At 36.8% G+C, this 25,728-nt stretch carries 26 protein-coding genes; 8 read left to right on the top strand and 18 right to left on the bottom strand.

Going from position 1 to position 25,728, the window contains the following annotated elements; genetic code table 11:
- Positions 1–57 precede the first annotated feature (57 nt).
- Positions 58–903, top strand: coding sequence for an aminotransferase class IV (locus tag M0G43_RS11840; protein WP_248026738.1), 846 nt, complete (start codon positions 58–60; stop codon positions 901–903).
- On the opposite strand, the gene M0G43_RS11835 is transcribed toward M0G43_RS11840, so the two are convergent.
- From M0G43_RS11835 to M0G43_RS11815, 5 genes are all read right to left on the bottom strand, one after another.
- The gene (locus tag M0G43_RS11835) at positions 900–1,460 is read right to left on the bottom strand and encodes a YqgE/AlgH family protein (protein WP_248026737.1); all 561 of its coding nucleotides are present in this window, start codon (positions 1,458–1,460) and stop codon (positions 900–902) included. The two genes, M0G43_RS11840 and M0G43_RS11835, sit on opposite strands and share 4 nt — an antisense overlap.
- 139 nt (positions 1,461–1,599) lie before the next feature.
- Positions 1,600–1,872 (bottom strand): HU family DNA-binding protein, encoded by a 273-nt coding sequence (locus M0G43_RS11830; RefSeq protein WP_248026736.1) that lies wholly within the window; start codon positions 1,870–1,872, stop codon positions 1,600–1,602.
- A 195-nt stretch (positions 1,873–2,067) separates the two neighbouring features.
- On the bottom strand, positions 2,068–3,018 hold the full coding sequence (fmt, locus tag M0G43_RS11825; protein WP_248026735.1) for a methionyl-tRNA formyltransferase: 951 nt from the start codon (positions 3,016–3,018) through the stop codon (positions 2,068–2,070).
- A complete protein-coding gene (locus tag M0G43_RS11820) occupies positions 3,015–4,913 on the bottom strand; it encodes an ATP-dependent DNA helicase RecQ (protein ID WP_248026734.1) in 1,899 nt (632 codons plus the stop codon). The genes fmt and M0G43_RS11820 overlap by 4 nt, the downstream gene beginning before the upstream one ends.
- Position 4,914: 1 nt before the next feature.
- Positions 4,915–5,454, bottom strand: coding sequence for an AAA family ATPase (locus tag M0G43_RS11815; protein WP_248026733.1), 540 nt, complete (start codon positions 5,452–5,454; stop codon positions 4,915–4,917).
- Between the two features lie 91 nt (positions 5,455–5,545).
- Between M0G43_RS11815 and M0G43_RS11810 the strand changes: the two genes are divergently transcribed.
- The 3 genes from M0G43_RS11810 to murA all read left to right on the top strand — a co-directional run bounded on the left by M0G43_RS11810 (position 5,546) and on the right by murA (position 7,946).
- Positions 5,546–5,839, top strand: coding sequence for a DUF493 family protein (locus tag M0G43_RS11810; RefSeq protein ID WP_248026732.1), 294 nt, complete (start codon positions 5,546–5,548; stop codon positions 5,837–5,839).
- Between the two features lie 127 nt (positions 5,840–5,966).
- Positions 5,967–6,629, top strand: coding sequence for a DUF4290 domain-containing protein (locus tag M0G43_RS11805; protein ID WP_248026730.1), 663 nt, complete (start codon positions 5,967–5,969; stop codon positions 6,627–6,629).
- Positions 6,630–6,635: 6 nt separating this feature from the next.
- The gene (murA, locus tag M0G43_RS11800) at positions 6,636–7,946 is read left to right on the top strand and encodes a UDP-N-acetylglucosamine 1-carboxyvinyltransferase (protein WP_248026729.1); all 1,311 of its coding nucleotides are present in this window, start codon (positions 6,636–6,638) and stop codon (positions 7,944–7,946) included.
- Between the two features lie 75 nt (positions 7,947–8,021).
- On the opposite strand, the gene M0G43_RS11795 is transcribed toward murA, so the two are convergent.
- The 12 genes from M0G43_RS11795 to M0G43_RS11740 all read right to left on the bottom strand — a co-directional run bounded on the left by M0G43_RS11795 (position 8,022) and on the right by M0G43_RS11740 (position 19,407).
- Positions 8,022–9,755, bottom strand: a complete 1,734-nt coding sequence (locus tag M0G43_RS11795) for an FG-GAP-like repeat-containing protein (protein ID WP_248026728.1) — start codon at positions 9,753–9,755, stop codon at positions 8,022–8,024.
- A 92-nt stretch (positions 9,756–9,847) separates the two neighbouring features.
- On the bottom strand, positions 9,848–11,152 hold the full coding sequence (locus tag M0G43_RS11790; protein ID WP_248026727.1) for a cryptochrome/photolyase family protein: 1,305 nt from the start codon (positions 11,150–11,152) through the stop codon (positions 9,848–9,850).
- A 1-nt stretch (position 11,153) separates the two neighbouring features.
- Positions 11,154–11,615, bottom strand: coding sequence for an SRPBCC family protein (locus tag M0G43_RS11785; protein ID WP_248026726.1), 462 nt, complete (start codon positions 11,613–11,615; stop codon positions 11,154–11,156).
- Entirely contained in the window at positions 11,612–12,295 is a 684-nt protein-coding gene (locus tag M0G43_RS11780) for an SDR family NAD(P)-dependent oxidoreductase (protein ID WP_248026725.1), read from the bottom strand. Before M0G43_RS11780 ends, M0G43_RS11785 begins: the two co-directional genes overlap by 4 nt.
- 44 nt (positions 12,296–12,339) lie before the next feature.
- Complete coding sequence (locus M0G43_RS11775) at positions 12,340–12,639, bottom strand: TIGR03643 family protein (RefSeq protein ID WP_248026723.1); 300 nt, start codon at positions 12,637–12,639, stop codon at positions 12,340–12,342.
- Entirely contained in the window at positions 12,611–13,036 is a 426-nt protein-coding gene (locus M0G43_RS11770) for a hypothetical protein (RefSeq protein ID WP_248026721.1), read from the bottom strand. Before M0G43_RS11770 ends, M0G43_RS11775 begins: the two co-directional genes overlap by 29 nt.
- Complete coding sequence (locus M0G43_RS11765) at positions 13,037–14,569, bottom strand: cryptochrome/photolyase family protein (protein ID WP_248026719.1); 1,533 nt, start codon at positions 14,567–14,569, stop codon at positions 13,037–13,039. It lies immediately after the preceding gene.
- Positions 14,566–15,879: a DASH family cryptochrome gene (locus M0G43_RS11760; protein ID WP_248026716.1), complete on the bottom strand. Its 1,314-nt coding sequence runs from the start codon at positions 15,877–15,879 to the stop codon at positions 14,566–14,568. Before M0G43_RS11760 ends, M0G43_RS11765 begins: the two co-directional genes overlap by 4 nt.
- Positions 15,849–15,962 (bottom strand): DUF2256 domain-containing protein, encoded by a 114-nt coding sequence (locus M0G43_RS11755; protein WP_411039870.1) that lies wholly within the window; start codon positions 15,960–15,962, stop codon positions 15,849–15,851. Before M0G43_RS11755 ends, M0G43_RS11760 begins: the two co-directional genes overlap by 31 nt.
- Before the next feature lie 22 nt (positions 15,963–15,984).
- Complete coding sequence (locus M0G43_RS11750; protein ID WP_248026712.1) at positions 15,985–17,421, bottom strand: SDR family oxidoreductase; 1,437 nt, start codon at positions 17,419–17,421, stop codon at positions 15,985–15,987.
- Between the two features lie 6 nt (positions 17,422–17,427).
- Entirely contained in the window at positions 17,428–18,741 is a 1,314-nt protein-coding gene (locus tag M0G43_RS11745) for an ABC1 kinase family protein (protein WP_248026710.1), read from the bottom strand.
- 3 nt (positions 18,742–18,744) lie between these two features.
- Entirely contained in the window at positions 18,745–19,407 is a 663-nt protein-coding gene (locus M0G43_RS11740) for a TetR family transcriptional regulator C-terminal domain-containing protein (protein ID WP_248026709.1), read from the bottom strand.
- 192 nt (positions 19,408–19,599) lie between these two features.
- Between M0G43_RS11740 and M0G43_RS11735 the strand changes: the two genes are divergently transcribed.
- Positions 19,600–20,454, top strand: a complete 855-nt coding sequence (locus M0G43_RS11735) for a DUF2911 domain-containing protein (protein ID WP_248026708.1) — start codon at positions 19,600–19,602, stop codon at positions 20,452–20,454.
- A gap of 181 nt (positions 20,455–20,635) precedes the next feature.
- Positions 20,636–21,541: a hypothetical protein gene (locus tag M0G43_RS11730; RefSeq protein WP_248026707.1), complete on the top strand. Its 906-nt coding sequence runs from the start codon at positions 20,636–20,638 to the stop codon at positions 21,539–21,541.
- Positions 21,542–21,649: 108 nt separating this feature from the next.
- On the opposite strand, the gene M0G43_RS11725 is transcribed toward M0G43_RS11730, so the two are convergent.
- Entirely contained in the window at positions 21,650–23,182 is a 1,533-nt protein-coding gene (locus M0G43_RS11725; protein WP_248026706.1) for a T9SS type A sorting domain-containing protein, read from the bottom strand.
- A gap of 386 nt (positions 23,183–23,568) precedes the next feature.
- Here M0G43_RS11725 and M0G43_RS11720 point away from each other — a divergent pair, with 386 nt between their 5' ends.
- Together M0G43_RS11720 and M0G43_RS11715 are read left to right on the top strand one after the other, a co-directional pair.
- Positions 23,569–24,459: a cation diffusion facilitator family transporter gene (locus M0G43_RS11720; RefSeq protein WP_248026705.1), complete on the top strand. Its 891-nt coding sequence runs from the start codon at positions 23,569–23,571 to the stop codon at positions 24,457–24,459.
- A gap of 561 nt (positions 24,460–25,020) precedes the next feature.
- Positions 25,021–25,707, top strand: coding sequence for a sulfotransferase family 2 domain-containing protein (locus M0G43_RS11715; protein ID WP_248026704.1), 687 nt, complete (start codon positions 25,021–25,023; stop codon positions 25,705–25,707).
- Positions 25,708–25,728: the final 21 nt, after the last annotated feature.

The following is a 25,728-nucleotide window of genomic DNA, read 5'->3' as shown; positions in this document are numbered from 1 at the left end:
GCTTACGCTAATATTTAGTTTTATATTTGTCTCGATTTAAACGTCGAGACTTTTTTTATGATTAATTTAAACGGAACACTGCATCAAGAAACAGAAAACATACTTTCAATAAATAACCGAGGCTATAGCTATGGTGATGCACTATTTGAGACAATGAAGGTCGTTCATGGCAAAATATTGTTCTGGGAAGATCACTATTTTAGATTGATGGCCTCTATGCGAATCCTTCGTATGGAAATCCCAATGGATTTTACAATGGAGTTCTTGGAATCTGAAATCTTAAAAACAATTGAAGCCAATCAATTATCAAAATCATCTGCAAGAATTAGATACAATGTCCACCGAAAGGTAGGAGGTAGATATTCACCAGATACCAATTTGATTGATTATAATATCGTTGTTGAGCCGTTGAATAACGATTTTTATACACTCAATCAAAATGCCTATACCGTTGAATTGTTCAAGGACTATTTTGTAGCTCCAGGGCTTTTGTCAACCTTAAAAACCAATAATAAAGTTATCAATGTTTTGGGCAGCGTGTATGCCAAGGAAAATGGCTATGACAACTGTTTATTGTTGAATACTAACAAAAATGTGGTAGAAGGATTACAAGGCAATTTGTTTCTTGTGAAAGACAACATCATCAAAACACCACCATTGGAAGATGGCTGTCTCAAAGGAATTATGCGTAAACAAATCATGGAGCTGATAAAGTCCATGGATGAATTTGAACTGGAGGAAGCATCGATTTCACCGTTTGAACTTCAAAAGGCAGATGAACTCTTTTTAACGAATGTCATTTCAGGTATACAACCTATTACGGCTTACAGGAAAAAGTATTATACTTCGGATGTTCCAAAAAAGTTGATAGGCAAGCTCAACGTGAAAATTAGGCTAGGTTAGTTGTAGCTAGGGTTTTCGGGTGCATTTGACCAAATGGAATAATCACCACCCAGTTCCAGCATTTTTTCTTTCCAGAAAGCGGTATCACTTTTCTCAATAAGAGATTTTTCATAGATATTTTCAGTAACAACCCACGAATTTGATTGCAGTTCTTTATCCAATTGGTTTGGTTCCCATCCTGAATATCCCAAAAAGAAGCGTACATCAGAAGCTGTTATTTTTCCAGAGTTGATAAGTTCAAGCGCCACATCAAAATCACCTCCCCAATAAATACCCAATGAAATCTCGATACTTTCCGGAATCAAATCGGGTACTTTGTGTATAAAATAAAGATTATCTTGCTCTACCGGACCACCATTATAAACCTTGAACTTGGCATTAGTGTTAGGAACCAAATCAGTTAACGTGTACTCGAGAGGTTTGTTAAGAATAAAGCCAATGGAACCCTCATCTGTATGATCTGCCAATAGAATTACAGATCTGTTAAAAGAAATGTCGCCAATTATTGAGGGTTCGGCAATGAGCAAATGACCTTTGTTGGGCTTAATAGTAATCATGTGTCATATGATTTTGAACTAAATCTAAACAATATTTGTGAAAAATACAATAGTTTGTACTATAAGATGCTTTACACATATAAATGAAAGAGCCTACCAGCTAACTGGTAGGCTCTTTTAAGTTGTCTAAAAAACTGTATTAGTTTACAGCTTTTGATAAATCAGAACCAGCTTTAAACTTTACAACGTTTTTAGCTTTGATTTTTATAGTTTTTCCTGTTTGAGGGTTTCTTCCTTCTCTTGCAGATCTTTTAGATACTGACCAAGAACCAAAACCTACTAAAGAAACTCTTTTTCCTTTTTGTAATGCACCTTCTACATCAATTAAAAAAGCGTCCAATGCTTTCTTTGCAGCAGCTTTGGTAATACCAGCGTGCTCTGCCATGCTGTCAATTAAATCTGATTTGTTCATAAATTATAGTTTTTAATTATTAAAAATAGTTTGGTTAAACAAAATAGTTAAATCCTTCTACAAATTTATACGGATAATCAACGTATGCAAGTAATAGCAAGGGAAATACATTTTTTTGTTGATAACTTCACTCATTTGTTAATAAAGGGAATGCATTTCATCGAATTTTCAGAAATATCAGCAATAATAAGGGTTTTAGCGCATTTTGGCATCCTTAGAAAATTGGTAACCATTTAAGAGTGATTTTACATCCATTTTTCGTTTTCCTGGAAGTTGCATTTCTTTAATGTAAATAAAACCGTTTTTTGCTGCCACTTTTAAGGAATCTCTCAAGGCTTCAATCTGCCCAAATGGTTCAGAATGATTTTCAACCGTTTTTTCAACTTCAAAAAGCTTCACGGCCAGGCTGTCTCCTTCATTGTCTAAATAGCACCAAGCGGAAGGAAACGGATTTAATCCTCTTATTTTATTGTAAATGCTAATAACGGATGAATTCCAGTCTATTTTACAGTTATCTTTATGAAGCTTGTAGGCAGTCTTTTCTACGTCAGATTTTGGCTGGATGGTAGTTTTGACATCTCCTTTTTCTATCAGTTTTACCGTGTCAATCACCAAACTGCTTCCCAAATGCATCAATCTGTCGTGAAGTGAACCTACAGTCTCATTCTCTTTAATTTCTGTTTCTTCTTGTAAAATAATGGCGCCTGTATCAATTTTTTCATCTATAAAGAATGTTGTAACACCAGTTTTGGTTTCGCCATTGATGATGGCCCAATGTATAGGCGCAGCACCGCGATAATCGGGAAGGAGAGAGGCATGAAGATTGAAGGTACCATACTCTGGCATCTTCCAGACCACTTCAGGAAGCATTCTAAAAGCTACAACAATTTGAAGATTGGCATTGAGAGATTTCAATTCGGCAATGAAACCATCATCCTTTAAATTGGTAGGTTGCAGTATTTTCAAACCTTGTGAGGAAGCATATTTTTTAACATCAGATTCGTGAAGTTTTTGCCCTCTGCCTGCTGGTTTGTCGGGAGCAGTGATGACACCTACCACGTTATAATTGTTTTCTACCAAATTCTTGAGGATGGTCACTGCAAATTCTGGAGTGCCCATAAAAACAATTCTCAAATCTTTCTTCATGTATGTTTTATTTTATAGGTGTTGTTAGGTGTCAGTTCCAATATATCGTTTTCAATCATCACTTGCAAAGTTGTGAGAACGGTTTTATCATCATATGAGAGGTTTTCGATGATTTTTCTTGACGATAACGGCTGGTTTTCCAACAGCATAATAATATCATGGATGATTGATTTTGATTCTGTTTTAGTGCCTTTTTTTGAGATGCAAACCGAACACATGCCACAATCGGTTTTTATATTTTCTCCAAAATAATCCAGCAACTGCCTGTTTTTACAAAGTGCATTGTTCGTTACATACTCAATCACAGCGTCTATTTGATGCTTTTTTAAATTGAATTGCTGCTCGACATGTTTTGATATTCGGTTGATGGTTTTATCATCTTCTCTCGGCACCAAAAACGTCAATTCGGCATCGGTATTTGAATATTGAAAATCAACGACACCATCTTTTTTTAATTGATGAAGAGATTTGAGCACAACATCTTCACTTATGGACGCTTTGTCAGAAATCAAATTTATATTAATCTTCAGTAAGTTTTCAAAAATGCCACCATACGTTCGCATGATTGATTTTACCAAAACATCAAACTGCTTATGGGTTTCGAGATATCGAAATAACGATTGATTGCTAATCAAAAATTGCAATTTCGCTTGATAGTTAAATTGCTGTGTTAAGGATATAACACTGTTTCTATCCAGAATTTGCAAGGCATTAAAAGTAATGGCCGTATTGAATTCATAGGTTTTACAGAAATTATTGAAATTGAATTCGTGGACTGTCTGTTCTCCTTCGCCATAAGAAATCTGAAAGTAATTGCACAGCTTTCTGTACACTTGTTTCAAAAAATCGATGGATGGCAACACATTCAAAAACTGATTTTTTAAAGCCTGTTCATCTGTTTTACTTTTTAAGATGATGGCAAACGACTTTCCACCATTTCGGCCAGCACGACCAGCCTCTTGATAATAACTTTCTAGACTTTCCGGAAGGTTGACATGGATAATATTTTTTACGTCAGCTTTGTCAATTCCCATTCCAAACGCTGTGGTTGCCACCATAATTTCTTTCTCGTTCTGCGACCAAAGTGTCAAATGATCTTGCTTTTCTTTTGAATTGAGGCCTCCGTGATAATATAAACTCGAAAAGCCTTTGGATTCCAAATATGAATTGATTTCGATGGTGGCTCTCCGTGTTCTGACATAAATGATAGAAGACCCTTTGTGCTTTTTTAAGATTTGTTCAACCTTATATTGTTTATCATCAGTTTCAAGAATCATATAAGCAATATTCGGTCTTTGAAAAGATGCCTTGAATATTTTTGGAGAAATAAAATCAAGTTCAGAAATAATATCTTCAACAACATCGGGTTTTGCGGTAGCAGTCAGTGCAATAACATTGACAGTTGGATGAAGTTCTCTTAAAATCTTGATGTTTTTATAAGCTGGTCTAAAGTCGTTTCCCCATTGACTGATGCAATGTGCTTCATCCACAGCAATGAGATTTACATTCATTTGTTGAATCCTGTCTTTTACCAAATCCTGTTGAAGTCGTTCAGGTGAAAGATAAAGGAATTTGTAGTTTCCATAGATGCAATTGTCCAATAGTGTATCCAATTCTGAATAAGAAATGCCACTGGTAATTGCCAAAGCCTTAATACCTTTATCATTGAGATTATTCACTTGGTCCTTCATTAAACCAACCAAAGGAGACACAACGATACAGATACCATCTCTCATGAGCGCAGGAATCTGAAAACATAAGGATTTTCCACCTCCAGTAGGTAGTAGTGCAAAGGTATCCTCATTTTGAAGCACAGCATTGATGATGTCTTCCTGCATCGGACGGAACGCGGTATGGTTCCAATAGCGCTCTAAAAACTGGATGGGCTGTGTCATGCTATAAATTTAAAGCATCCAGAATAAAATCGGTACGTTTTTCGATACTGCCGAAAGGAACATCCAGTAGGTCGTAGCCGAAATTTTTATAGGTATTGAGAAGATGCTTGTGAATGAGTTCTGCTTGTTCGAAATTTTCATAACGCACGCTGTCGCTCACAAAAATTTCTTCCCAAGGCGCCAAAATAAAAACTTGGTCATAACGATTATTTTGGCAGGTGTTGACAAATTCGATGGGATAATCACTGTCAAAATAATCCATGTATGCCAAAACGTCTGGTAAACCTCTATCTAGAAAAACAGTTTCATTTTTATATTCATCTGCGTCATAAAATTGTTTTAACCTTCCTTCTAGAAGTAATTTGCTGAACAATAATGGTTCGGTCAGAAAGAGTTGTTCTATCCCTTTTTTTCTGGCTTCAAGCGTTACTTGTCGAGATATTTCATCAAAACAGATTTGGTCTCTTTTTTTAAGTTCATTGATGATTGACGATTTTCCCGTTCCAGGTCCACCAGTGATGACAATTTTCTTTGTGTTCAATTTGGCAAGGTTTTAGCAGCAAAAATCGTAATTTTAATAAGAACTAAAAAATGTAAAGTAAAATGTATCTTTGCATGACAGAAAACAGAAAATGAGCACAGCACAAAACCCTGAAGAATTCTATAAAAAGTTAAAAGAACAACTCTACGACACTACTATTTGGCCAGCAGAATATCTCTATAAATTCATTGTACCATCTGATAAACAAAAAATAGAGACCATCGAGTCTTTGTTTGATAATCTTGGGGCCGTTATCAACACTACAGAATCCAAAAATGGAAAATATACAAGTGTGTCTATTAATGTCCCGATGAAAAGCCCAGAAGCAGTGATCCAAAAGTATAAAGACGTCGCTGATAAAGTTGAAGGTGTCATTTCGCTTTAGACTGCTGACGGAAGGTTGATATTATTTTTCAAGCGGCCATCAACTCTGTTATTTTTTTTGTATTTTGCACACGTGCGCAGTAACTTCGTGTACATAATGATAATACTACACATTTTATATTTATATTTTGACATCAAACGAATTAGAATACAATACAGAGCGTGAACATCTGATTATTCCCGAATATGGAAGGCACATTCAGAAAATGATTCAATACGCAAAAGAACGTCCTACCAAGGAAGAGCGTAACAAAGTTGCAAAAGCTATTATTTCCGTCATGGGAAATTTACAGCCACATCTTCGTGATGTTCCTGATTTTCAGCATAAACTTTGGGATCAGTTGTTTATCATGTCCAATTTTGAATTGGATGCCGATTCACCATACCCAACGCCTTCAAAAGACGAATTATACGCAAGGCCAGAGGCTTTAAATTATCCTCAAAACCATCCGAAGTATCGATTTTATGGCAATAACATCAAAACGATGATCGATGTTGCAAATACTTGGGAAGAAGGTGATTTAAAAGAGGCCTTGATTTATACCATTGCGAATCACATGAAAAAGTGTTTTTTGAATTGGAACAAGGACACCGTTGAAGATGAGGTGATTTTTGAGCATTTGAGAGAATTGTCTGGAGGTAAAATCAACTTGATGGAAGCCGATGAGGATTTGTCAGATGCTGACAGTTTGATGCGCACCAAAAAGAAGTTTTCTTCAAACAGTGGAGGAAGCGGCAAAAAATCGCACCATAAGAAAAACAACTCAAACCGTTCACGTAAACGCTACTAACCATTCATGGCAACATTTATTATTGAAGGAGGTCAAAAATTAAAAGGAAGCATCCAACCTCAAGGTGCAAAAAACGAAGCATTACAGATTCTTTGTGCTGTGCTTCTCACTCCAGAACTCGTTACAATCAACAACATCCCAGACATCATTGATGTCAATAAGCTGATAACATTACTTGGCAATCTTGGTGTTAAAATCCGAAAAGTTGGTCATGGTTCTTATACATTTCAGGCAGATGAAGTAAATATGTCTTATTTGGAATCTGCCGAATTCAAAGAAGATGGTAAAGGACTGCGAGGCTCCATTATGATTGTAGGACCATTACTTGCCAGATTTGGTAAAGGCTATATTCCCAAACCAGGTGGTGATAAAATAGGTCGTAGAAGATTGGACACCCATTTTGAAGGGTTTATCAATCTTGGAGCAAAATTTAGATACAACAGGGAAGAGCATTTTTATGGGGTAGAAGCCAAACGTTTGAAAGGGGCTTACATGCTTCTTGACGAAGCGTCTGTAACTGGTACAGCCAATATAGTGATGGCTGCCGTACTTGCAAAAGGAACTACGACTATTTACAACGCCGCCTGCGAACCTTATCTTCAACAATTATGTAAGATGTTGAACAGAATGGGAGCGAAGATCAGTGGTGTTGGCTCGAATATGTTGATCATTGAAGGTGTCGATAAATTGGGAGGAACTGACCACACAATGCTGCCTGATATGATTGAAATAGGTAGCTGGATTGGTCTGGCAGCAATGACCAAAAGTGAATTGACTATAAAAAATGTAAGCTGGGATGATTTGGGACAGATTCCAAATGTATTTAGAAAATTAGGAATCACTATTGAGAAAAAAAATGATGATATCTACATTCCTGCGCACAAAGATGGCTATGAAATTCAAAGCTATATTGATGGCTCGATTTTAACTGTGGCAGATGCTCCTTGGCCTGGATTCACTCCGGATTTGTTGAGCATTGTATTGGTTGTTGCTACACAAGCGAGAGGAAGTGTTCTTATCCATCAAAAAATGTTTGAAAGCAGATTATTCTTTGTGGATAAACTCATAGATATGGGTGCGAAAATCATCTTGTGCGATCCACATAGGGCGACGGTAATTGGGCACGATTTCAAATCAATGTTGAAAGCTACTATTATGACATCTCCAGATATTAGAGCTGGCGTGTCCTTGTTAATTGCAGCCTTGTCTGCAAAAGGCACGTCCACCATCCATAATATCGAGCAAATAGATAGAGGCTACGAACGTATTGATGAACGATTGAGAGCAATTGGCGCGAAGATTACTAGGGTTAAATAAAACCATTTCAAAAAATAATAAATCAAAAAGCTCCGAATTTCTTCGGAGCTTTTTGATTTTGAATTAAAACTAGAATTATTCTTTAATCACTTTGTGAACATATCTTTTATCGCCAGAATACAAATACAAGAAATAAACACCAGTATTCAGTTTGTTCAAATCGATTTGATTATTGTTAACAGAAAGAGTGGTTTTAGGTTGAACCATTTTTCCTGTGATGTCATAAAGTTCATACACATTCTCTACAGATGATTGTAAACCATCAACAAATATGGTATTTTTGGTTGGATTTGGATATATATTGAACATTGATGATGCCGATTCATTTGTGTTTAATGTAGAGCCTTCAACAATTACAATCGACTCATCAATATTTGGTGATAATAAAGTATCCACATTTCCAGAAGGCCATTTGACAACTATTTGAGTGATAGATGTATTATTACCGAGGCCAAAGTGAGTTTTCATGGAATTCATAATCCCATAGCTATCTCCTGAGCGTACCTCGCGTATCTGTTTACCCCAAGCACCATAGATTTCAATTCTTGCACCTATTCCGTTGATATTGCTTGGATTTCCTACAAGCAATATTTCGCTCCAGTGGTTTGCATTTCCATTGTTCAAATACAATACATCAGAAATACTGTTCGAAGGGCTGTTATAATTTGATCCAAAACCTGCAACCACATCTACAAAACCGTCATTATTTAAATCACCAACTGCAGCGCTTTGGATTCTGTTGGATGTTGGGAATGGGCTAGCAACTTCTGCGAATGTTTTGTTGCCAGTATTTCTAAACAATCTATGAGAACCACCTCTTGATGTTATGAAAAGGTCGATAAGTGTATCGTTGTCAAAATCCTCCATAATGACTTGGATACCCCCACTTCCGATACTACTTAACTCAGAAGCTATACCTGTAGAAGCTGTAATATTGGTGAAGGTGCCATCTCCATTATTTTCATAAATATAATTACTTTGATCATGATTGAGCAATACGCAATCCATATCCCCATCGTTATCAATATCTTCGAAGCTGGCAGACCAGGATTGTGCATAAGGCACTAAACCTGCGGCAACACCTACTTCGGTAAATGTGCCATTACCGTTATTTCTGAATAGTAGATTGATGCGTCTTCCATCATTTGGATTCGTAACTCCTAATCGACATTTAGAAATATATAAATCTTGGTCGCCGTCGTTATCATAATCTGTCCAAATGCTTCCGTAATTCCCAGAATTGTCTGATGGCACAGTAGAAATTGCGTTGATTAAGTTGGCGTTGTCAATTGTAAAATTTCCCGTACCGTCGTTACTATAAGCTGAAGAAACACTTTCATCACTACAACCAAAAAAATCGATGGTACCATTATTGTCAATATCAATAAAATTGGCGTTTTGCAGAAAGATACTTGGCCCTCCCAAAGTTGTCGCTGTATAGTTAGTGCCACTTGCATTTGCTTTTAGCAGTTTAAGACCATTATATGCGCCACCTACAATTATATCATTAAAACCATTTTCATCAACGTCGGCAACGGCCATACCCCATTCTGAATTATTTCCAGGGATATTCCCATAGTTCAAGAGCGTAAAGTTTCCATTTGTTTGATATTCAATTTGAAGATTTGTGGCAGATGAAAGACGAACAATATCATCGAGTCCATCACCATTCATATCAACAACTCCAATGGCGCATCCACTCTTTAGTGTAGAATTAGCAAGTTTTGAATTTGAATTGGTAAAAGCAATTTGTGAGATAGCCAGAGTCGGAATCCCAACAATGGCTACAAAAAGTAGTTTTTTAATCATAATGATTTGATTTAAAGATAAGAATGTCAAAGATAGCTTAAATAATAATAAGCAGTTTTAAAACGAAGATATTTTTATGCCTTGTTTAGGATTTAGTTTAAAGCCTTTTTATAAACTTCTAAACATCTTTCTCTTGCTTCTTTATGATCAACGATTTTATCGATATAGTCATTTTTTGAAAATTCTGGGATCCATTTTTTGATATACTTATGGTCTTTATCGAACTTTTCTATTTGGGTTGTGGGATTGAAAATCCTAAAATAAGGAGCGGCATCCACACCCGAACCGGCAACCCATTGCCAATTACCTACATTACTTGACATCTCATAATCGTGCAATTTTTCGGCAAAGTAAGCTTCGCCCCAACGCCAATCAATAAGCAAATGCTTGCATAAAAAGCTACCAACAACCATACGCACGCGGTTATGCATAAAACCAGTTTCATTCAACTGTCTGATTCCAGCATCTACCAATGGATAACCAGTTTTGCCTTCTTTCCACTGTTCAAATTCGTTTTCATTGTTGCGCCATTTGATGTTGTCATATTTCGGCTTAAAGCTTTTGGTAGCGGTTTCAGGAAAATGCCAAAGAATTTGCATAAAAAATTCTCGCCAAATAAGCTCTTGCCAAAACACCTCGTTTTTTTCTGCAGTAGCTTTCTTGACCATTTTACGAATACTCACCGTCCCAAAGCGTAGGTGAGGACCTAACCGTGAAGTAGCATCCTTTGCTGGAAAATTGCGGGTCTTTTCATATTCCTTCACCAGAGTTGGAGTTACTTCATAATCTTTTATCTCTTGAAATGATTTTTTAAAACCGACGTCGGATAATGATAGGTTCGGTAGACGTGTGTTTTTGACCAAATTATCGAGATAATCGTTGGTGTAGTAAATTTTTAAATCGATTGTTTTGAATTTTTCTTTCCAACTTTTCATATAAGGCGTGTACACTACATAAGGGTCGCCGTCATTTTTTACGACTTCATCTTTTTCAAAAATCACCTGGTCTTTAAACGTTTTGAATTCGATGCCATTCTTATCCAAAAATTGTTTGATTTCTTCATCACGCTCTTTTGCGTAAGGTTCATAATCGTGATTAGTATAAACGCTGTTGATCTCAAACTCCTTCGTCAGTTGCTTATATATTTTTAGTGGCGTTCCGAAATAAATGCCTATACTACTCTTGTATTTATCCTGAAGTTCTTTTCGCATCTGTTGTAGCGTCTCAAAAATGAATGTGACGCGTGCATCATCTTTTGGCAGGGAATCCAAAATTTCAGTATCAAAAATAAAGATGAGCATCACTCGGTGTTCGCCTTTTAGAGCTTCATAAAAGCCGACGTTATCATCGAGTCTTAAATCGCGTCTAAACCAAAATATATTGATAGGTTGTTTCATTTCAAAATGTTCCAAAAAGTTCTTCTAATTTTTCTTTTCTATAATTGAATATTTCCTCAAGTTTTGGTTTTACCAAAAACAGATGTACCAATCTGCCCAATAATCCAAAAGGTAGTTTATAATCTATGATATCTTCCATTTCGATGCCACCTTCTATTTCTTTAATGAAATGCTTATGATGCCATAATGCATAGGGTCCAAATCGCTGTTCATCCACAAAATACGATTTTGGAACGACGTGAGTGATTTCGGTGACCCATTTGGTTTTAATTCCTAAAATTGGTGTAACAATATATTGGATAATTTGCCCAGCAAACATTGGTCTATCAGCACCAGACAGAATATCAAAACCCATATAATCTGGAGTAATGGTCTTTAAATTCTTCGGATTTGAAAAGAATTCCCAAGCTTGTTCGACACTTATGGGCAATCTCTGAAAGCGTTGTAATCGATAGATGCTCATATCTTAAAGGTAACAATTCCACAATCCATCTCAAATACCTGTCCTGAAATTGAAGTGGCTTTATCTGACAATAAGAATGTTGCCATTTCAGCCACTTCCTTCGGATCTAAAAATCTCTTCAATGGGTGTCTCTCTGTGATGTTTTCAATCATTTTCTCATTGCGTAATAGTTTTGAAGCGAGTTCGGTATCTGTTACTGTTGGTGCAATGGCGTTGATGCGCACATTTGGAGCAAATTCTGCACCCAAGGATTTGACCAAACCTTCAACACCAGATTTTGCTGTGGCAATACTCGCGTGGTAAGGCATTCCCAATTTGGACGCCACAGTGCTGAATAAAAGTATGGATGGGTTTTGACCACTTTTTAGTATGTCGAGATACTTCTGTATGACTTTAACAGCTCCCAGAACATTGATTTCAAAATCGCTTTTGAATTCCTCTATACTCAATCTATTAAATGGCTTTAAATTGATACTTCCGGGACAATAAACCAATCGGTCAGCATTTTCAATTTCTGGTAACTCATCGTTTAACACATCAATGCTATGATGCGTTAGGTTTTTATGTTCTAAATCTGGCGCATTCCTACTAATATTGATGACCTTATTTTCTTTAACCAAAGAGTTTACAATGGATCGACCTATTCCTTTACTTCCTCCAATTATTATATACGTTTTCATATGTTAGGTATTTAATTTTTTTTTAAAATGAGTTAAATGACAATTCAAGAACGTTTAGAAATTGTATTCCCAGAAATAGACCTCTGTCTTGAACATTTGAATCGTCCATTTGTAAAAGCTCTCAATTTTTGGTGCTTGGTACTTCGTCCGTTGACACGTTTTCTCCACATTTTAAAGCTGCTTAACTTCATTTCTTTTCTCATCAATTCAATAATCTCCTTTTCTTTCAAACCAAATTGAAATGTGATCGCCTCAAATGGTGTGCGGTCTTCCCAAGCCATTTCAATGATACGGTCAATATCCCTTTCTTTTAATTCAGGGTACTGAATGGAATTCTGTGTCATATTTTACTTTTTCATTTAATAGTTTCTCAAAAAATCCTTTGTTTTCACGAAAGGTTTGATTATTCCTAAAATGCACAAAACGTCCTTGCCCGTGAATGCTAATGCCATTGGTATGATAGAGTTGAAGCTGGTAATAAGGAATAACCCAAGTGAAATTCTTCAAACCTTTGTTAATGCGCACCAAAACACCTTTCGGACGCAATTCAATATTGGCGTAGGTAGTATCCGCAACTGAATTCATATACGCTTGCATATTTGGGCTTGCTTCGTCAATGGTCATTCGTTTTGACCCAATGCCACGCATCCTTAAAATCTGTAATAACCGAAAACGTTTTCCCACCAAATCATTGATGAGCGCTTCATTTTCTTTGTCAGTATATGTCGTGTCCACTACCATTTAATAGCTGCTTTGATGTTCGATAATATGCTGTGCTTTCTCCTTTAGAGCTTCCAAATCCTTTGGTTTCATTTTATCCAAAAGACTGTACATCATCGTCATTCTATGATTGTCCGAAAGCGTTTTTCTGTGGTCATCCAAAAAATTCCAGTACAGACTATTGAAAGGACAAGCCTTGTCACCAGTCTTTTTCGTTTTGCTATAATAGCAACTTCCACAATAATTGCTCATCTTATTGATATATGAACCAGATGATACATAAGGTTTCGTCGCAATCTTTCCACCATCTGCAAACTGACTCATCCCTCGTGTGTTCGGCAATTGCACCCATTCTACAGCATCAACGTAAATTCCCAAATACCAGTCATCCACTTCGTCTGGGTCAGTTTGTGTAAGGAGTGCGTAATTACCAGTAATCATCAAACGTTGAATGTGATGTGCATAGCCATTGTCCAACGAATTTTGAATGCTATGCTTTAGGCAGTTCATCTTGGTATCAGCATCCCAATAAAAAGACGCCAATTTATTCTTATGCTTTAAGGCATTATCTTTTTTGAACTTCGGCATCAATGCCCAATACATTCCTCGCATATATTCGCGCCAACCAATAATTTGCCGAATGAAACCTTCAACCTGCGAAATATCAACAGATTTGTGATGCGAGCTGTAATAATTCTCAACGGTTTTGACGACGTCTTTGGGTGAAATCAATTTCAGATTCATCGCAAAAGACAGACGTGAGTGAAACAAATACGCCTCGTCGGTATGCATTGCATCCTGATAGTCTCCAAAATGCTGCAATAATTCTTCACAGAAAAACTTTAGCTGTTCCAGGCTTTGTTTTCGTGTGATGGGATATGCAAATGTTTTAGTTGCAAAGTTTCCGAAGGTTTTGATTTTGGCTTTTTCAATATCCTTCACCACTTCGTCCACATTATTTTTGAAATATTTATAAGCTGGAATAGTTACGTCGCCATTCCATTTGTTTCGGTTGTTTTTGTCGTAATTCCATTTACCACCTTCGGGCTGACCATTTTGCATCAAGATATCGTGATTTATTCGCATATCTCGATAAAATGTTTCCATCAAATATTGCTTTTTTCCTTCGAAAAAATTCTTGACATCGTCACGTTCAGTATAAAAATGATGCGAGGAAATGACTCTTGACTCAATATCCAATTCTTTACAGAAATCTTTCAATTGTTTATCTAATCTGTATTCGTCAGGATATTGGTATTCAAAATGTTGAATATTATGTTTTTGGATAAGCTGATTGAGATTTTTGGTGAGCTCTTGAGTGTTCTCCTTGTCATTAATCATATAATAAACCACATTATGTCCTTTGGTTTTGATGTCTTCCGCAAACTGTCGCATTGCGGCAAAGAAACCTATGACTTTTTGAATGTGATGCAACACATAATCAGTTTCCTGCCGCATTTCAAACAGACAATAAATCACATCATCATTTGTCTCCTTAAACCAAGGATGTTTGATGTTCAATTGGTCGCCAAGTAATAATCGCAAAGTTTTCATTCAAAAAGCGTTTTTTGCAACCACAGCCTTTGATAGCGTCCTGAACCATCATAGCGTTCTGCTTGAAGTTTTACATTAAATTCTCGGTCTCTTGGGTCATTTCCAACGCCAGCCACATAGTTCCAATTGCCGTAATTGCTATGAACGTCGTAATCGATGAGCAACGATTCAAAGTACGCTGCACCAATACGCCAATCTTGTTTTAAAGTTTTGGATAGGTAAGAAGCCACATTCTGTCTTCCACGATTGCTCATCCAACCTGTTTGATTCAGCTCGAGCATATTGGCGTTCACAAAAGGTTCTTCTGTTGTTCCACTCATCCATTGATGCAACAGCTGTTCATTTCGATCCCACGTCAAATCTTTTTGCTTAATGCCACCCAATTTGAAAAGATTCGCTCCGTGTTCCAGAGAACTATATTTGAAATAATCACGCCATAGCAATTCAAAAATCAGCCAGTAAGTGGATTCATTTTTGACGTGTTCTTTTTCAAACTGTTTGACGCTCCAATAGATTTTTCTCGGCGAAAGACATCCGTTTGCCAACCACGCAGAAAACTTCGAACTGTAATCTGTACCAATCAACCCATTGCGTGTTTGTTTGTAATGCGCGATTTTTTGGCTCTTGAAAATATACTCTTCAAGCCGTTTCAAAGCCTCCGTTTCGCCACCATTAAATGGGAAAGCCGAATTCGGATGGGTTTCAAAATTTTCAAAACCTAAATCTTCTAAACTTGGAATTTCCGTGATTTCTGAAGGTGAAAAATTATTATGGTAGAATGAAGGCTCTATTTCCGCTCTTACCTTGCACCGTTTTTCGACCTGTTTTCTGAATTCTGTAAAAATCTTTGGAAGGTTATCAATATCGATATGAAAGTCGTCTGGATGAATTAAAAACTGTCCATATTCTTGATGAAATGTGACATTTTCAGGAAGGTTAGCTTTTACGGCATTCAAAACGTCCACTTCTTCAGTGGTCCATTCAGTTTGATAATAAATCTCGTCGATGTCATATTTTGAAACCAATGAAGGGATTACATTTTCAGGTTTGTCGTGAAACACAAGTAGTGAAATACCTATTTTCTTCAAGGAAGATTTCAAATCTTGTGACGACTCAATCAAAAATTGAGCACGATACTTTTGCGTTTTTTTGAAACCATATTCTGTGACTTCATAATGCCTCGGGTCGAAACAAAATACTGCCAGCAAAGGATTTCCTGATGCTATGGCTTTTGTGAGCACAGGATTGTCGTGTATTCGGAGGTCATTCCGAAACCAAATTAAGCTAGGCTGTTCTTGTGTCTTCTGCATCGTTCACTGCAATAAATTACGGATTCCCACACACGTTCCCATTTCTTTCGCCAAGCAAATGGTCGCTGGCAGATTGGGCACATTTTCGTGGGTAAATGTTGTTTTTTATGATTCATTTTTTACCTCTACCAACTTATTAATCATCCCATTAAAAATGAACCAATGAAAAGGCAGTACACTGTACCAATAAAGTCTTCCTGCCAATCCTCTAGGCCTGAAAATGGCTGTCTGCTTCAACAATCCTTCTTCAATCTTGAATTCTAGCCAAGCTTCGCCAGGTAATTTCATTTCGGCATAGAGGAGAAGTTTTTTCTCGTTTCTGTCACTAAAGATGACACGCCAAAAGTCCAAAGCGTCACCTGCATCTAGCTCTGAAACGTGCGTTCTGCCACGTCTCAAACCGATGCCGCCAAATAATTTGTCCAAATAACCACGTACTTTCCATAGATAGTTGCCATAATACCATCCCGTTCGGCCTCCTATGGACCAAATGCGGTTGATGGTGGTTTCTTCATCTTCAACCTTTCGTTCTTTATAATCTCTGAAACAACCGTGTTTGGGCACATTCACATACTTATGAAAATTCTTTTTGAGTCTTCCGCTACTGACCATCGAGTCTTTCCAGCTCGACACAATACTGTTCTGTTCGATTTTCTCAAATGCCAATTCCACAGCTTCTCGATACCCAATAGGATGCACATCCAGAATCTCGTTGATATAGCTTTTCTTTCCAATGATTTGTACTCCCATACTATCTACCAAAGAACTTGCTAGTTTAAAAGAAGTAGACGTCACAAAATACAACCAATAGGATGATAGCTTCGGAGTCATTACAGGAACGGTCAAAATGTAGCGTTTCAAACCTCGAATATCTGCGAAGCGCAACAACATTTGTTTGTATGTCAAGATTTCTGGTCCAAAAATGTCATAACTGTTATTGTACAACTCTTTTCTACCTTTGGCTTTAGACAGAAATGCCAAAACATCACGAACAGCAATGGGTTGCGTTTTGGTATTCAGCCATTTTGGAGCGACCATCACAGGTAGTTTCTCTACCAAATCCCGTATGATTTCAAAAGAAGAACTTCCGGAGCCAACAATAATTCCAGCCCGAAAAACCGTAAGTGCATACTTTTTTGAATCCAGAATTTTTTCCACATTATGACGTGAGGATAGATGCTTTGATAGTTGTTTTTCGTTTACAATACCACTTAAATAAATAACTTGTTCCACCGAAGTCGTTTCCATATAAGCCTTGAAATTCTTGGCACATTTTGCTTCGAGTTTCTGAAAATCCTTTGAGGAATTGCTCATACTGTGAATCAAATAGTACGCCACATCCACATCATTCGGGATATTTACCAAAGATTTTGAATCCAAGAAATCAGCTTCCACGATGGTGATATGGTCATCATCTAGATATGTTCTGTCAGCGCGAAGCTTATCTCGAACAGCACACACCACCTCGTGTCCTTCATTGATGAGAATGGGGATAAGCCGTTTTCCGATGTAGCCTGTAGCGCCTGTGACGAGAATTTTCATTTTAAGCTAAAGCAGCGTTTTGAAGTTATTTATCTTGATGTCTTTTGCTTTCAAATCGAACATTAAATTATAAAGTCCGAAAAAGGTGCGATTCATATATATAAAATGTTTTGAACCACGATTGCCATTCATTTTCCGTAATTCGGTGTTTTTTGAATAGCGTTGACCCAATTCATTGATTTTTCCGAAGAATTCTTGATTGGAGAAATCGAATGTTTCGGAATGAAAAGGTTGTGTGAACAACGACAGTAATTCCTGAAACATTTCTGTAAAGAAGTCAACTTCACCTTTAGAATCGTCTGTTTTCAGTATTTCCAACTCATATAATTTCTTCAAGAAAAAATCAGTGTCGTTGAGATTAGTGCTTTGAGCCAATTCAAAATAAGGCGTGTAAAATTCATTGGGAATGGTTTTCATACAGCCAAAATCCAATGCTATCAAATGACCGTCTTTAGAAACCAAAAAGTTTCCAGGATGAGGGTCAGCGTGTACCTTTTTCAAAATATGAATTTGGTACATATAGAAATCCCAAAGCGCTTGCCCTAATTGATTTGCCAAGTTTTGGTCTTTATTTCGTTTTGTAAATTCTGATAGGTGTTCGCCCACCATATAATCCATAGTGATGATGCGTTCAGTGGAAAGTTGTTCATAGTAAGTTGGGAATTCCAAATTTGGGATGTGACCACAAGCTTTGGCGATTTCCTTACTTTGTTGAAGTTCCAACACATAATTGGTCTCTTCAATCAGTTTATTCTCAACCTCCTTAAAATATTTATCCGAATCCTTTCCTTTGATGTTAAACATTTTCATCGCGATGGGCTTTACAAGGGCCAAGTCCGACGCAATACTTTGCGCCACGCCAGGATATTGAATTTTCACAGCAAGTTGTTTCCCATCTTTGCTGGCTTTATGGACTTGGCCTATGCTCGCCGCGTTTACCGAATTGACATCAAAAGTGTCGTATAATTCATTTGGTGATTTCCCGAAGTGATTTTTAAAAGTCTTGACCACCAGAGCAGGAGATAGAGGTGGTACGGAGAACTGGGCAAGCGAGAATTTCTCGACATAAGCCTGTGGCATAATGCTTTTTTCCATACTCAACATCTGTGCGACTTTGAGTGCGCTGCCCTTTAATTGTTTCAGGCTATCATAGATATCATCGGCATTATTCTCATTGAGACGTTCTCTGGCCTCAATTTCACTTTTCGTCAGTTTGTCGCCATAATATTTTAAGTAGTTGACACCCACTTTTGCGCCAGTGGATACCAACTTTGTGGCACGAGAGATTTTGGAAACTGGAATTTTATCAATGGTCTTCATTTACTAATTGGTTTTCATGGTCATTTTTTCTTTGTAAATAAATTTTCCAAAGTCAATAACACTTTTTATTGGTGCCACATTAATGATATCAAAACTGGCATGTACGGATTTTTCAATAAACATATCCGTCTTTTCGAAAGAAGGCGAGTTATCATCTCTCCAAAATGCCAAAGTCAACAAGAATTGGCCCCATGCCGACTCTTGAAGAGCTCTAGACTGAACTTTCATAGCGATATCATTCTTTAAATCGAGTGTTTCGATGCCTAAATTTTCAATGTAGCTTTTGAAATGCTGATGCAGTCCCGAAAGTTGTTCGATGTTTCCAAAACCTTTTCTGTAGTTATTAAGCATGAACAAAACATAACTTCGATTAGCCGTAAGGTTTTCAAAAAAAGTGAAGTAAAAACTTAACAGTTTGTTCCGCGCATCAAATGTTTGATATTCCTCACTGTTCTCCAAAATATTTATAGTGTTTTTATAAAACGCTGAAAAAATAGCTTTTTCCAACGCTTCAAAAGAGCCAAAATGTTTATAAAATAGTGCTTCCTCGAAATTATTTGCTTTAGCAAATGCATAAACCGTTTTGGGCTGATTAGCATGCTCTAGGATATAATTCATGTAGGAAGTAATTAGATACTCCTCTGTTATATTTTTCTTTTTAGCCATAACTCAATAATTTTCAGTAAAGATAATAAATGTTTAACCTTTTATTGTTAATATTAAACAAAATAAGAACGGATATAAGATGGATTGCGCAACATCCTTCAATTCTTATTTAAGGTTTTGTTAACAAATACAGTCATTTTATTCCGTAATTTTAGACTCGACTATATGATAACTTATTAAACACTAAACATTATGAAAAAAATTATGCTATGTCTGGCAGTATTAGCAATGACTTTTACAACGAATGCACAGATACAGACACCACAAGCGAGCCCTTTAGCAAAAGTTGAGCAAAAGGTTGGGCTTACCGATTTGACATTGGAATATTCTAGACCAAGTATGAAAGGCCGTAAAATTTTTGGTGATTTGGTTCCTTATGAAAAAACTTGGAGAACAGGCGCCAATAACAATACCAAATTAACTGTAAGTACACCGTTCTTTGTGGATGGAAAGGAGTTGAAAGCAGGTACGTATGCAATCTACACTATTCCTTATGAAGGGAAATGGCAAATATTATTTTACACAGACTCCAATAATTGGGGCCTCCCGCAAACATGGGATGATGTAAAAGTAGCTGCAACAGCAACCGCCGCTGTGTATCCTTTACCAATGGAGATAGAGACTCTGACGATGACCTTTGATGATTTATCAAATGATGAGGTCACTTTGGGAATACTATGGGAGAAAACGTATGTAGGTTTGAAATTAAAATTTCCTACTCACAAAATGGTAATGATGAATATTGAATCTGCAATGAAAGACGGAGAAAATACTTCAAAAGATGACTTATATGCAGCTGCCGTATACTACGCTCAAAATGGCGAAGATATCAACCAGGCTAAAAATTGGATTGATCAGGCGATGAAGGGTCCGGACAAACCTCAATTTTGGAAATTGCGTCAACAATCTCTCATTTATGCTCAGGCAGGAGACAAAAAGGGAGCTATTGCTTTAGCAAAGCAGTCGTTAGAGGCTGCTGAAGCTGCGGGCAATGCAGATTACGTAAAAATGAATAAGGATTCTCTAAAAGAATGGGGAGCTAAATAGTGATGAGTCTTTAGTTGTCATTAACAACTGAATATTTTAGACAAGCTTTATCTCATAAACCTCAAAAGTCGAATAAGACTTTTGAGGTTTATTTATTTTTATACCATTATAAATACGACATATGTCGTATAGGAAAATTTATATCAACTTTTCATATTTGGACATCATTTAATTATAACTTATGAAACATTTAAATTTTGCCTTTATAATGATTGCAGTATGTTTTGTGCAATTATCTATGTCCCAAAATGACATACCCTATTATCCATCTGATTGGGATTTTAAAAATAACGCAGATATTGTTGATATTTCTCAAGTAAGAAGTGTAACCACACAAGAATTTACGATTGATGATAACAAGGAATACCCAGTATTTGATACTTATTTGGGATGGAACAATACATCGCAGCTCACATCTTACAGCCTTACAAATCATCTGAACAAAGACTTGAGTTTTGATGTGCAAATAAACTATGAAAATCAGAATGGGAATAGAATAAAAGCTATCAAAATTCTCGACCCAAATACAAGCACAATGAAGGAAGAACGTCAGTATACCAATGGGTCATTTGATGTAGAAAAAATTATGGTGAAGCGATATCTTCTGAATGTGCCAGAGCCAGACACCTTTACAGTAACCTATGAGGGCAACGATGACGATTACATCATGGAAACAGTCTATTCCCCAGAAAAATCAATCGTGAAACAAACCAAGCACTGGTTTAGAATGATGGATGATGGCAATTATAAATTGGTAAAAAAAACATACCTCGACCCAGAATTATATCTAGACCAAACGGACAGTATCATACTCAACCAAAATCAAAAAAAGTTAGAGCATCATATCATTAATCTTAGTATAGGTACAAAAACCGAGTTCATCCACAAAACAAGAACCGTTGACCTCTATGGTGATGATTATGATTATGACCAATTGGAGCGCATCAGCAAAGAAGGCAAAGACATACAACGTTTTGAATATACCTACGACGAACGCGGCAATTGGATTACCAAAAAATCCTATGACATGGTGAATGGTAAATGGGTATATGCAGATATAACTAGACGAGAAATTGCCTATCGATAAGTTATTGTCTGGGCACTATTTTTAATAGTCTTTAATAAAAAAATCCGATGTCTTTTAAATGGCATCGGATTTTATTTTTGATTTAGTAACACTTATAAAAGAGCCGTTTTACTGCTTCACTATTTTAATAGTGGTATTCTGTAAAACAATATGATAAACGCCAGAGTTTAATGTTGATAGATTAATCTGATTATTTATTCCATCCATGAAAGTTCCATTTGCAACAACTCTTCCCAACTGATCAACAACACTGTATTTTTGAGATGCTAAAGAGTTCAAAGAGTTTTGAATATTAAGAATTCCAGATGTAGGGTTTGGATAAACTTTAACGGTAGCGTTCTCTACTGTAGGGGTTCCCAATGATATACCAGTATAGTATCTTGCTAAAGCCAACTCTGTTTGACCAGTGAATCCAGCAAAACCACCTATCACTAATTTTCCATCATTTTGAAATAAGGCACTTGTAGCAGTGTTAGCCCCTCCTAAAAAGTTAGTAAGCACTATACCATCATTGCTAAATGTAGGATCTAAAGTTCCTGCACCAGTATAGCGCAATATACCAAAATATCTTGTACCGCCTGTATTGCATAACGCAGTAACAATTATATTTCCGTCAGGTTGAACCAATAGATCGGTAGAGCCTGTATCAGAACTAGAGTTGTCAATATCTGTAGTGACGCTTCCTGCCGTACCAAAGGTAGCATCAAAAGTTCCATCGGTATTCAATCTCCTCAAAACAAGGTCATTTGAGATATTTCCCAAAACCAAAACTTTTCCATCAGGTTGAAAGGCTGCGCCACTCATAATGAAAGTACTGCCATTATCAACTGTTATTTTACCACTTGTGCCATAAGAGGTATCTAACGAGCCATAATCAAAAAAACGAGCCAATCCTACATCGCTACTTGTATCGCCAACAACAGTTATTTTACCATCGTCTTCGATGTTAAAATCTACCGCTCTGTCTAAAATATATCCGAAATCAACTGTTACCTTTCCATCATTACTAAAATCAGAATCTAAAGCACCATTGGAGAGAAGTCTTACCAAGGCAAAATCACGAAATGTTGTGGTGTTACGGGCACTACCTGCAGCAAGTATCTTACCGTCTGCTTGAAGTTTTAATTTATAGATTCTGCCGTCTGGGTCGCTCGTATCACTGCCCACAATAAAAGACGTAATACCACCAGTACCGAATGTTGAATCTAATGTTCCATTGACATTTAATCTTACCAATGCAAAGTGACTGTTTCCGTTAGTAGCTTCTAAACCAGCACTACCACCCACTATAATTTTATCATCTGGTTGCACCACTACAGCACGCGCTTCATCATAATCAGCATTTCCTTTGATATCAATCACCACACCACCATTGGTCCCAAAAGATGTGTCTAAAGAGCCGTCAACATTGTGTCTGAAAATACAAAAGTTGTAATCGTTACCATTTTTACTTCTGCCTACAGATATAATTTTACCGTCGGACTGTAGTGCAGTATCAAAAATTTCTTGGTATCCATAAAGGTTGGTCAGCACCTTTCCATTAGTTCCAAAAGAGGTGTCCAAAGACCCTGGAGTTTGAGATTGTAAGGACAGGCCAGCAAAAATAAGCCCAACACTAAAAAGAGTAGTTTTCAAGTTCATAAAATCCATTTTATTTTGTTAGTGGTCAAAAGTAAGAAAATCTGTAAAGTATAAAAGATTATTTTGGCCTTTTTGAATTCAAAACAAATATTAAATATGGGATATCTATAACACATTAATGAAATTGTGTAAGACATCAGATAAGAATTTACACCATCTTTGTAATGCTATTTAAAAATAACACCAATAGCTTTTCTTGGGGCTTAAGCTATTGATGTAAAGAAAACAAAGCAGGTGCTAGCCTGCTTTTTTCTGTTTATATGAATTTATATATTCATCTATTTACCTTAACCAACTAATCTGGCGTGTTCTCTAGATTAAAATAATTTTTGACATGATACTTCTATCTTCAAATCGTAACTTTGTGCTCAATAATAAATAAATCGATGGAGTCGACCAATGAAGCATCAGCTATTAAGGCTACTTATTTTAGTCTTTTAAGTAATACCTTGTTGGCAGGTGTTAAATTGATATCAGGTTTTTTAGGTAATTCTTATGCCTTAATTGCTGATGGTATCGAATCTACAGCAGACATTTTTTCATCCTTTTTTGTACTGCTTGGCTTTAAGTATGCACAAAAACCACCAGATGAAAATCATCCGTTTGGGCATTCGCGTATCGAACCACTTATCACCTTTATGGTCGTGGCTTTTTTGGTTACCTCTGCTACCGTTATAGGTTATGAGAGCATTGTTAACATCCGTACGCCTCATAAAGTTCCAGAGGCGTGGACATTGATTGTACTTGCTGGTATTATTCTTTGGAAAGAAGGATCTTATCGATATGTGCTTAACAAAAACAAAAAAATAAATAGCTCTTCTCTAAAGGCTGATGCTTGGCATCATAGAAGTGATGCGATTACCTCCGTAACTGCATTTATAGGAATTTCCATTGCATTGATTTTTGGAAAAGGCTATGAAACTGCTGATGATTGGGCGGCATTGTTCGCTTCAGCATTCATTCTTTATAATGCCTATCTCATATTTAGGCCAGCCCTTGGAGAGATTATGGACGAGCATCTGTATGATGATGTGGTAGCTGATATCCGGAAGATAGCCTTAACGGTAGACGGTATAGAAGGAACCGAAAAGTGCTTTGTGCGGAAAGCTGGAATGAAATATCTTGTAGAGCTGCATGCTCTGGTAGATGGTGACATCTCGGTTGCAGAAGGTCACTATTTGGCGCATCAATTACAAGACACCCTTCAGGATCAGTTACCTGAAATAGCTCATATCACTATACATGTTGAACCAGATAAAAGGCAATATCTAGAGTAATGTTGAATTTTTGTAACAAATTATTGAAATTGTGTAAGACATCAGATAAGAATTTACACCATCTTTGTAATGCTATTTAAAAATAACAACAATAGCTTTCTTGGGGCTTAAGCTATTGATGTAAAGAAAATAAAGCAGGTGCTAGCCTGCTTTTTTCTGTTTATGGCCATTTCTATTTAAAGAAAAGATGGCAACGCAAATTTCTTTATGTAACAAATTTAAGATTCCTACAAGTTATGTAACGATTTCCAAAAATTGTGTAAGAGTAGCCTTAAATATTGGGCCCATCTTTGTTGTGCTATTAATCGTAGTGGCTTTCAAGGGATTTAAGTCACATTAGTTAGTTTAGTTAGAAGGAAATCAAGCAGGCGAAAGCCTGCTTTTTTTGTTTACTGAAGCCTCATCACAAATCAATTGTGTAGTGGTTTGTTCAAAACAAGCTATATTGCATTAAAATAGGTCAATGGAATTCTCTCGTTGTCTTATTTCATTTTAATAAATAGCACTATGAACATTGCACGGCAGCTGATACCTCCTATTATATTCAAGATTTCAAAAAGATTGAAAAAAACGCCCGCCCAGCAGCAAGTGGGTCCTATTACTTTGGGGACGGAACTCTTGCTGAGCAAAGGAGATAACATCAAAGGTATCTTTATGCATATCCACAAATGTGCAGGTACGTCGCTTATAGAGGCATTTGAGCACCATCCTGCTGTGGTATCCTGTGTGGCAAGACCAGGAAACTTCCCCAATAGAACAGGAAGGGAGCTGATACCTGATACAATATGGAATGATAGTCTAAAGTTTACCTTTGTACGCAATCCGTATGCGAGGATTGTCTCGGCGTATTTGATGTTCACCCGCGGATCAAAATGGGGAAAAATATTTCCACAGTTTGAAGATTTTGTAATGTATCTTAAGTGGTCTGATGTGCATGGGCATACCGTGCCCTATGAAGTGCCTACCGATGTCTATGTGAAAGGCATAGACAACATTTTGCACCATTGCAGTGGGTTTACCAATCCGAAATACCGTTTGAATGAGATGGACTATATTGGTAAGATTGAAACCATGCAAGAAGACCTGCAACAAATAGCCACTCTGTTGAATATAGACATGACGGCACTACCGCACAAAAACAAAAGCAAAAATTCCTATAATTATCAAGATTTCTATACAGACCATACAAAAAACATCATAGGCGACCTTTATAAAGAAGATATTGAGAGGTTCGGGTATGAATTTTAGACAATAGTGTGCAGGCGAAGG

The sequence above is a fragment of the Subsaxibacter sp. CAU 1640 genome (genome assembly GCF_023156585.1).
Lineage (GTDB): Bacteria > Bacteroidota > Bacteroidia > Flavobacteriales > Flavobacteriaceae > JBPOFM01.
Note: the sequence above shows the minus strand (reverse complement) of the source record. Positions and strands in the feature narration are given on the sequence as shown.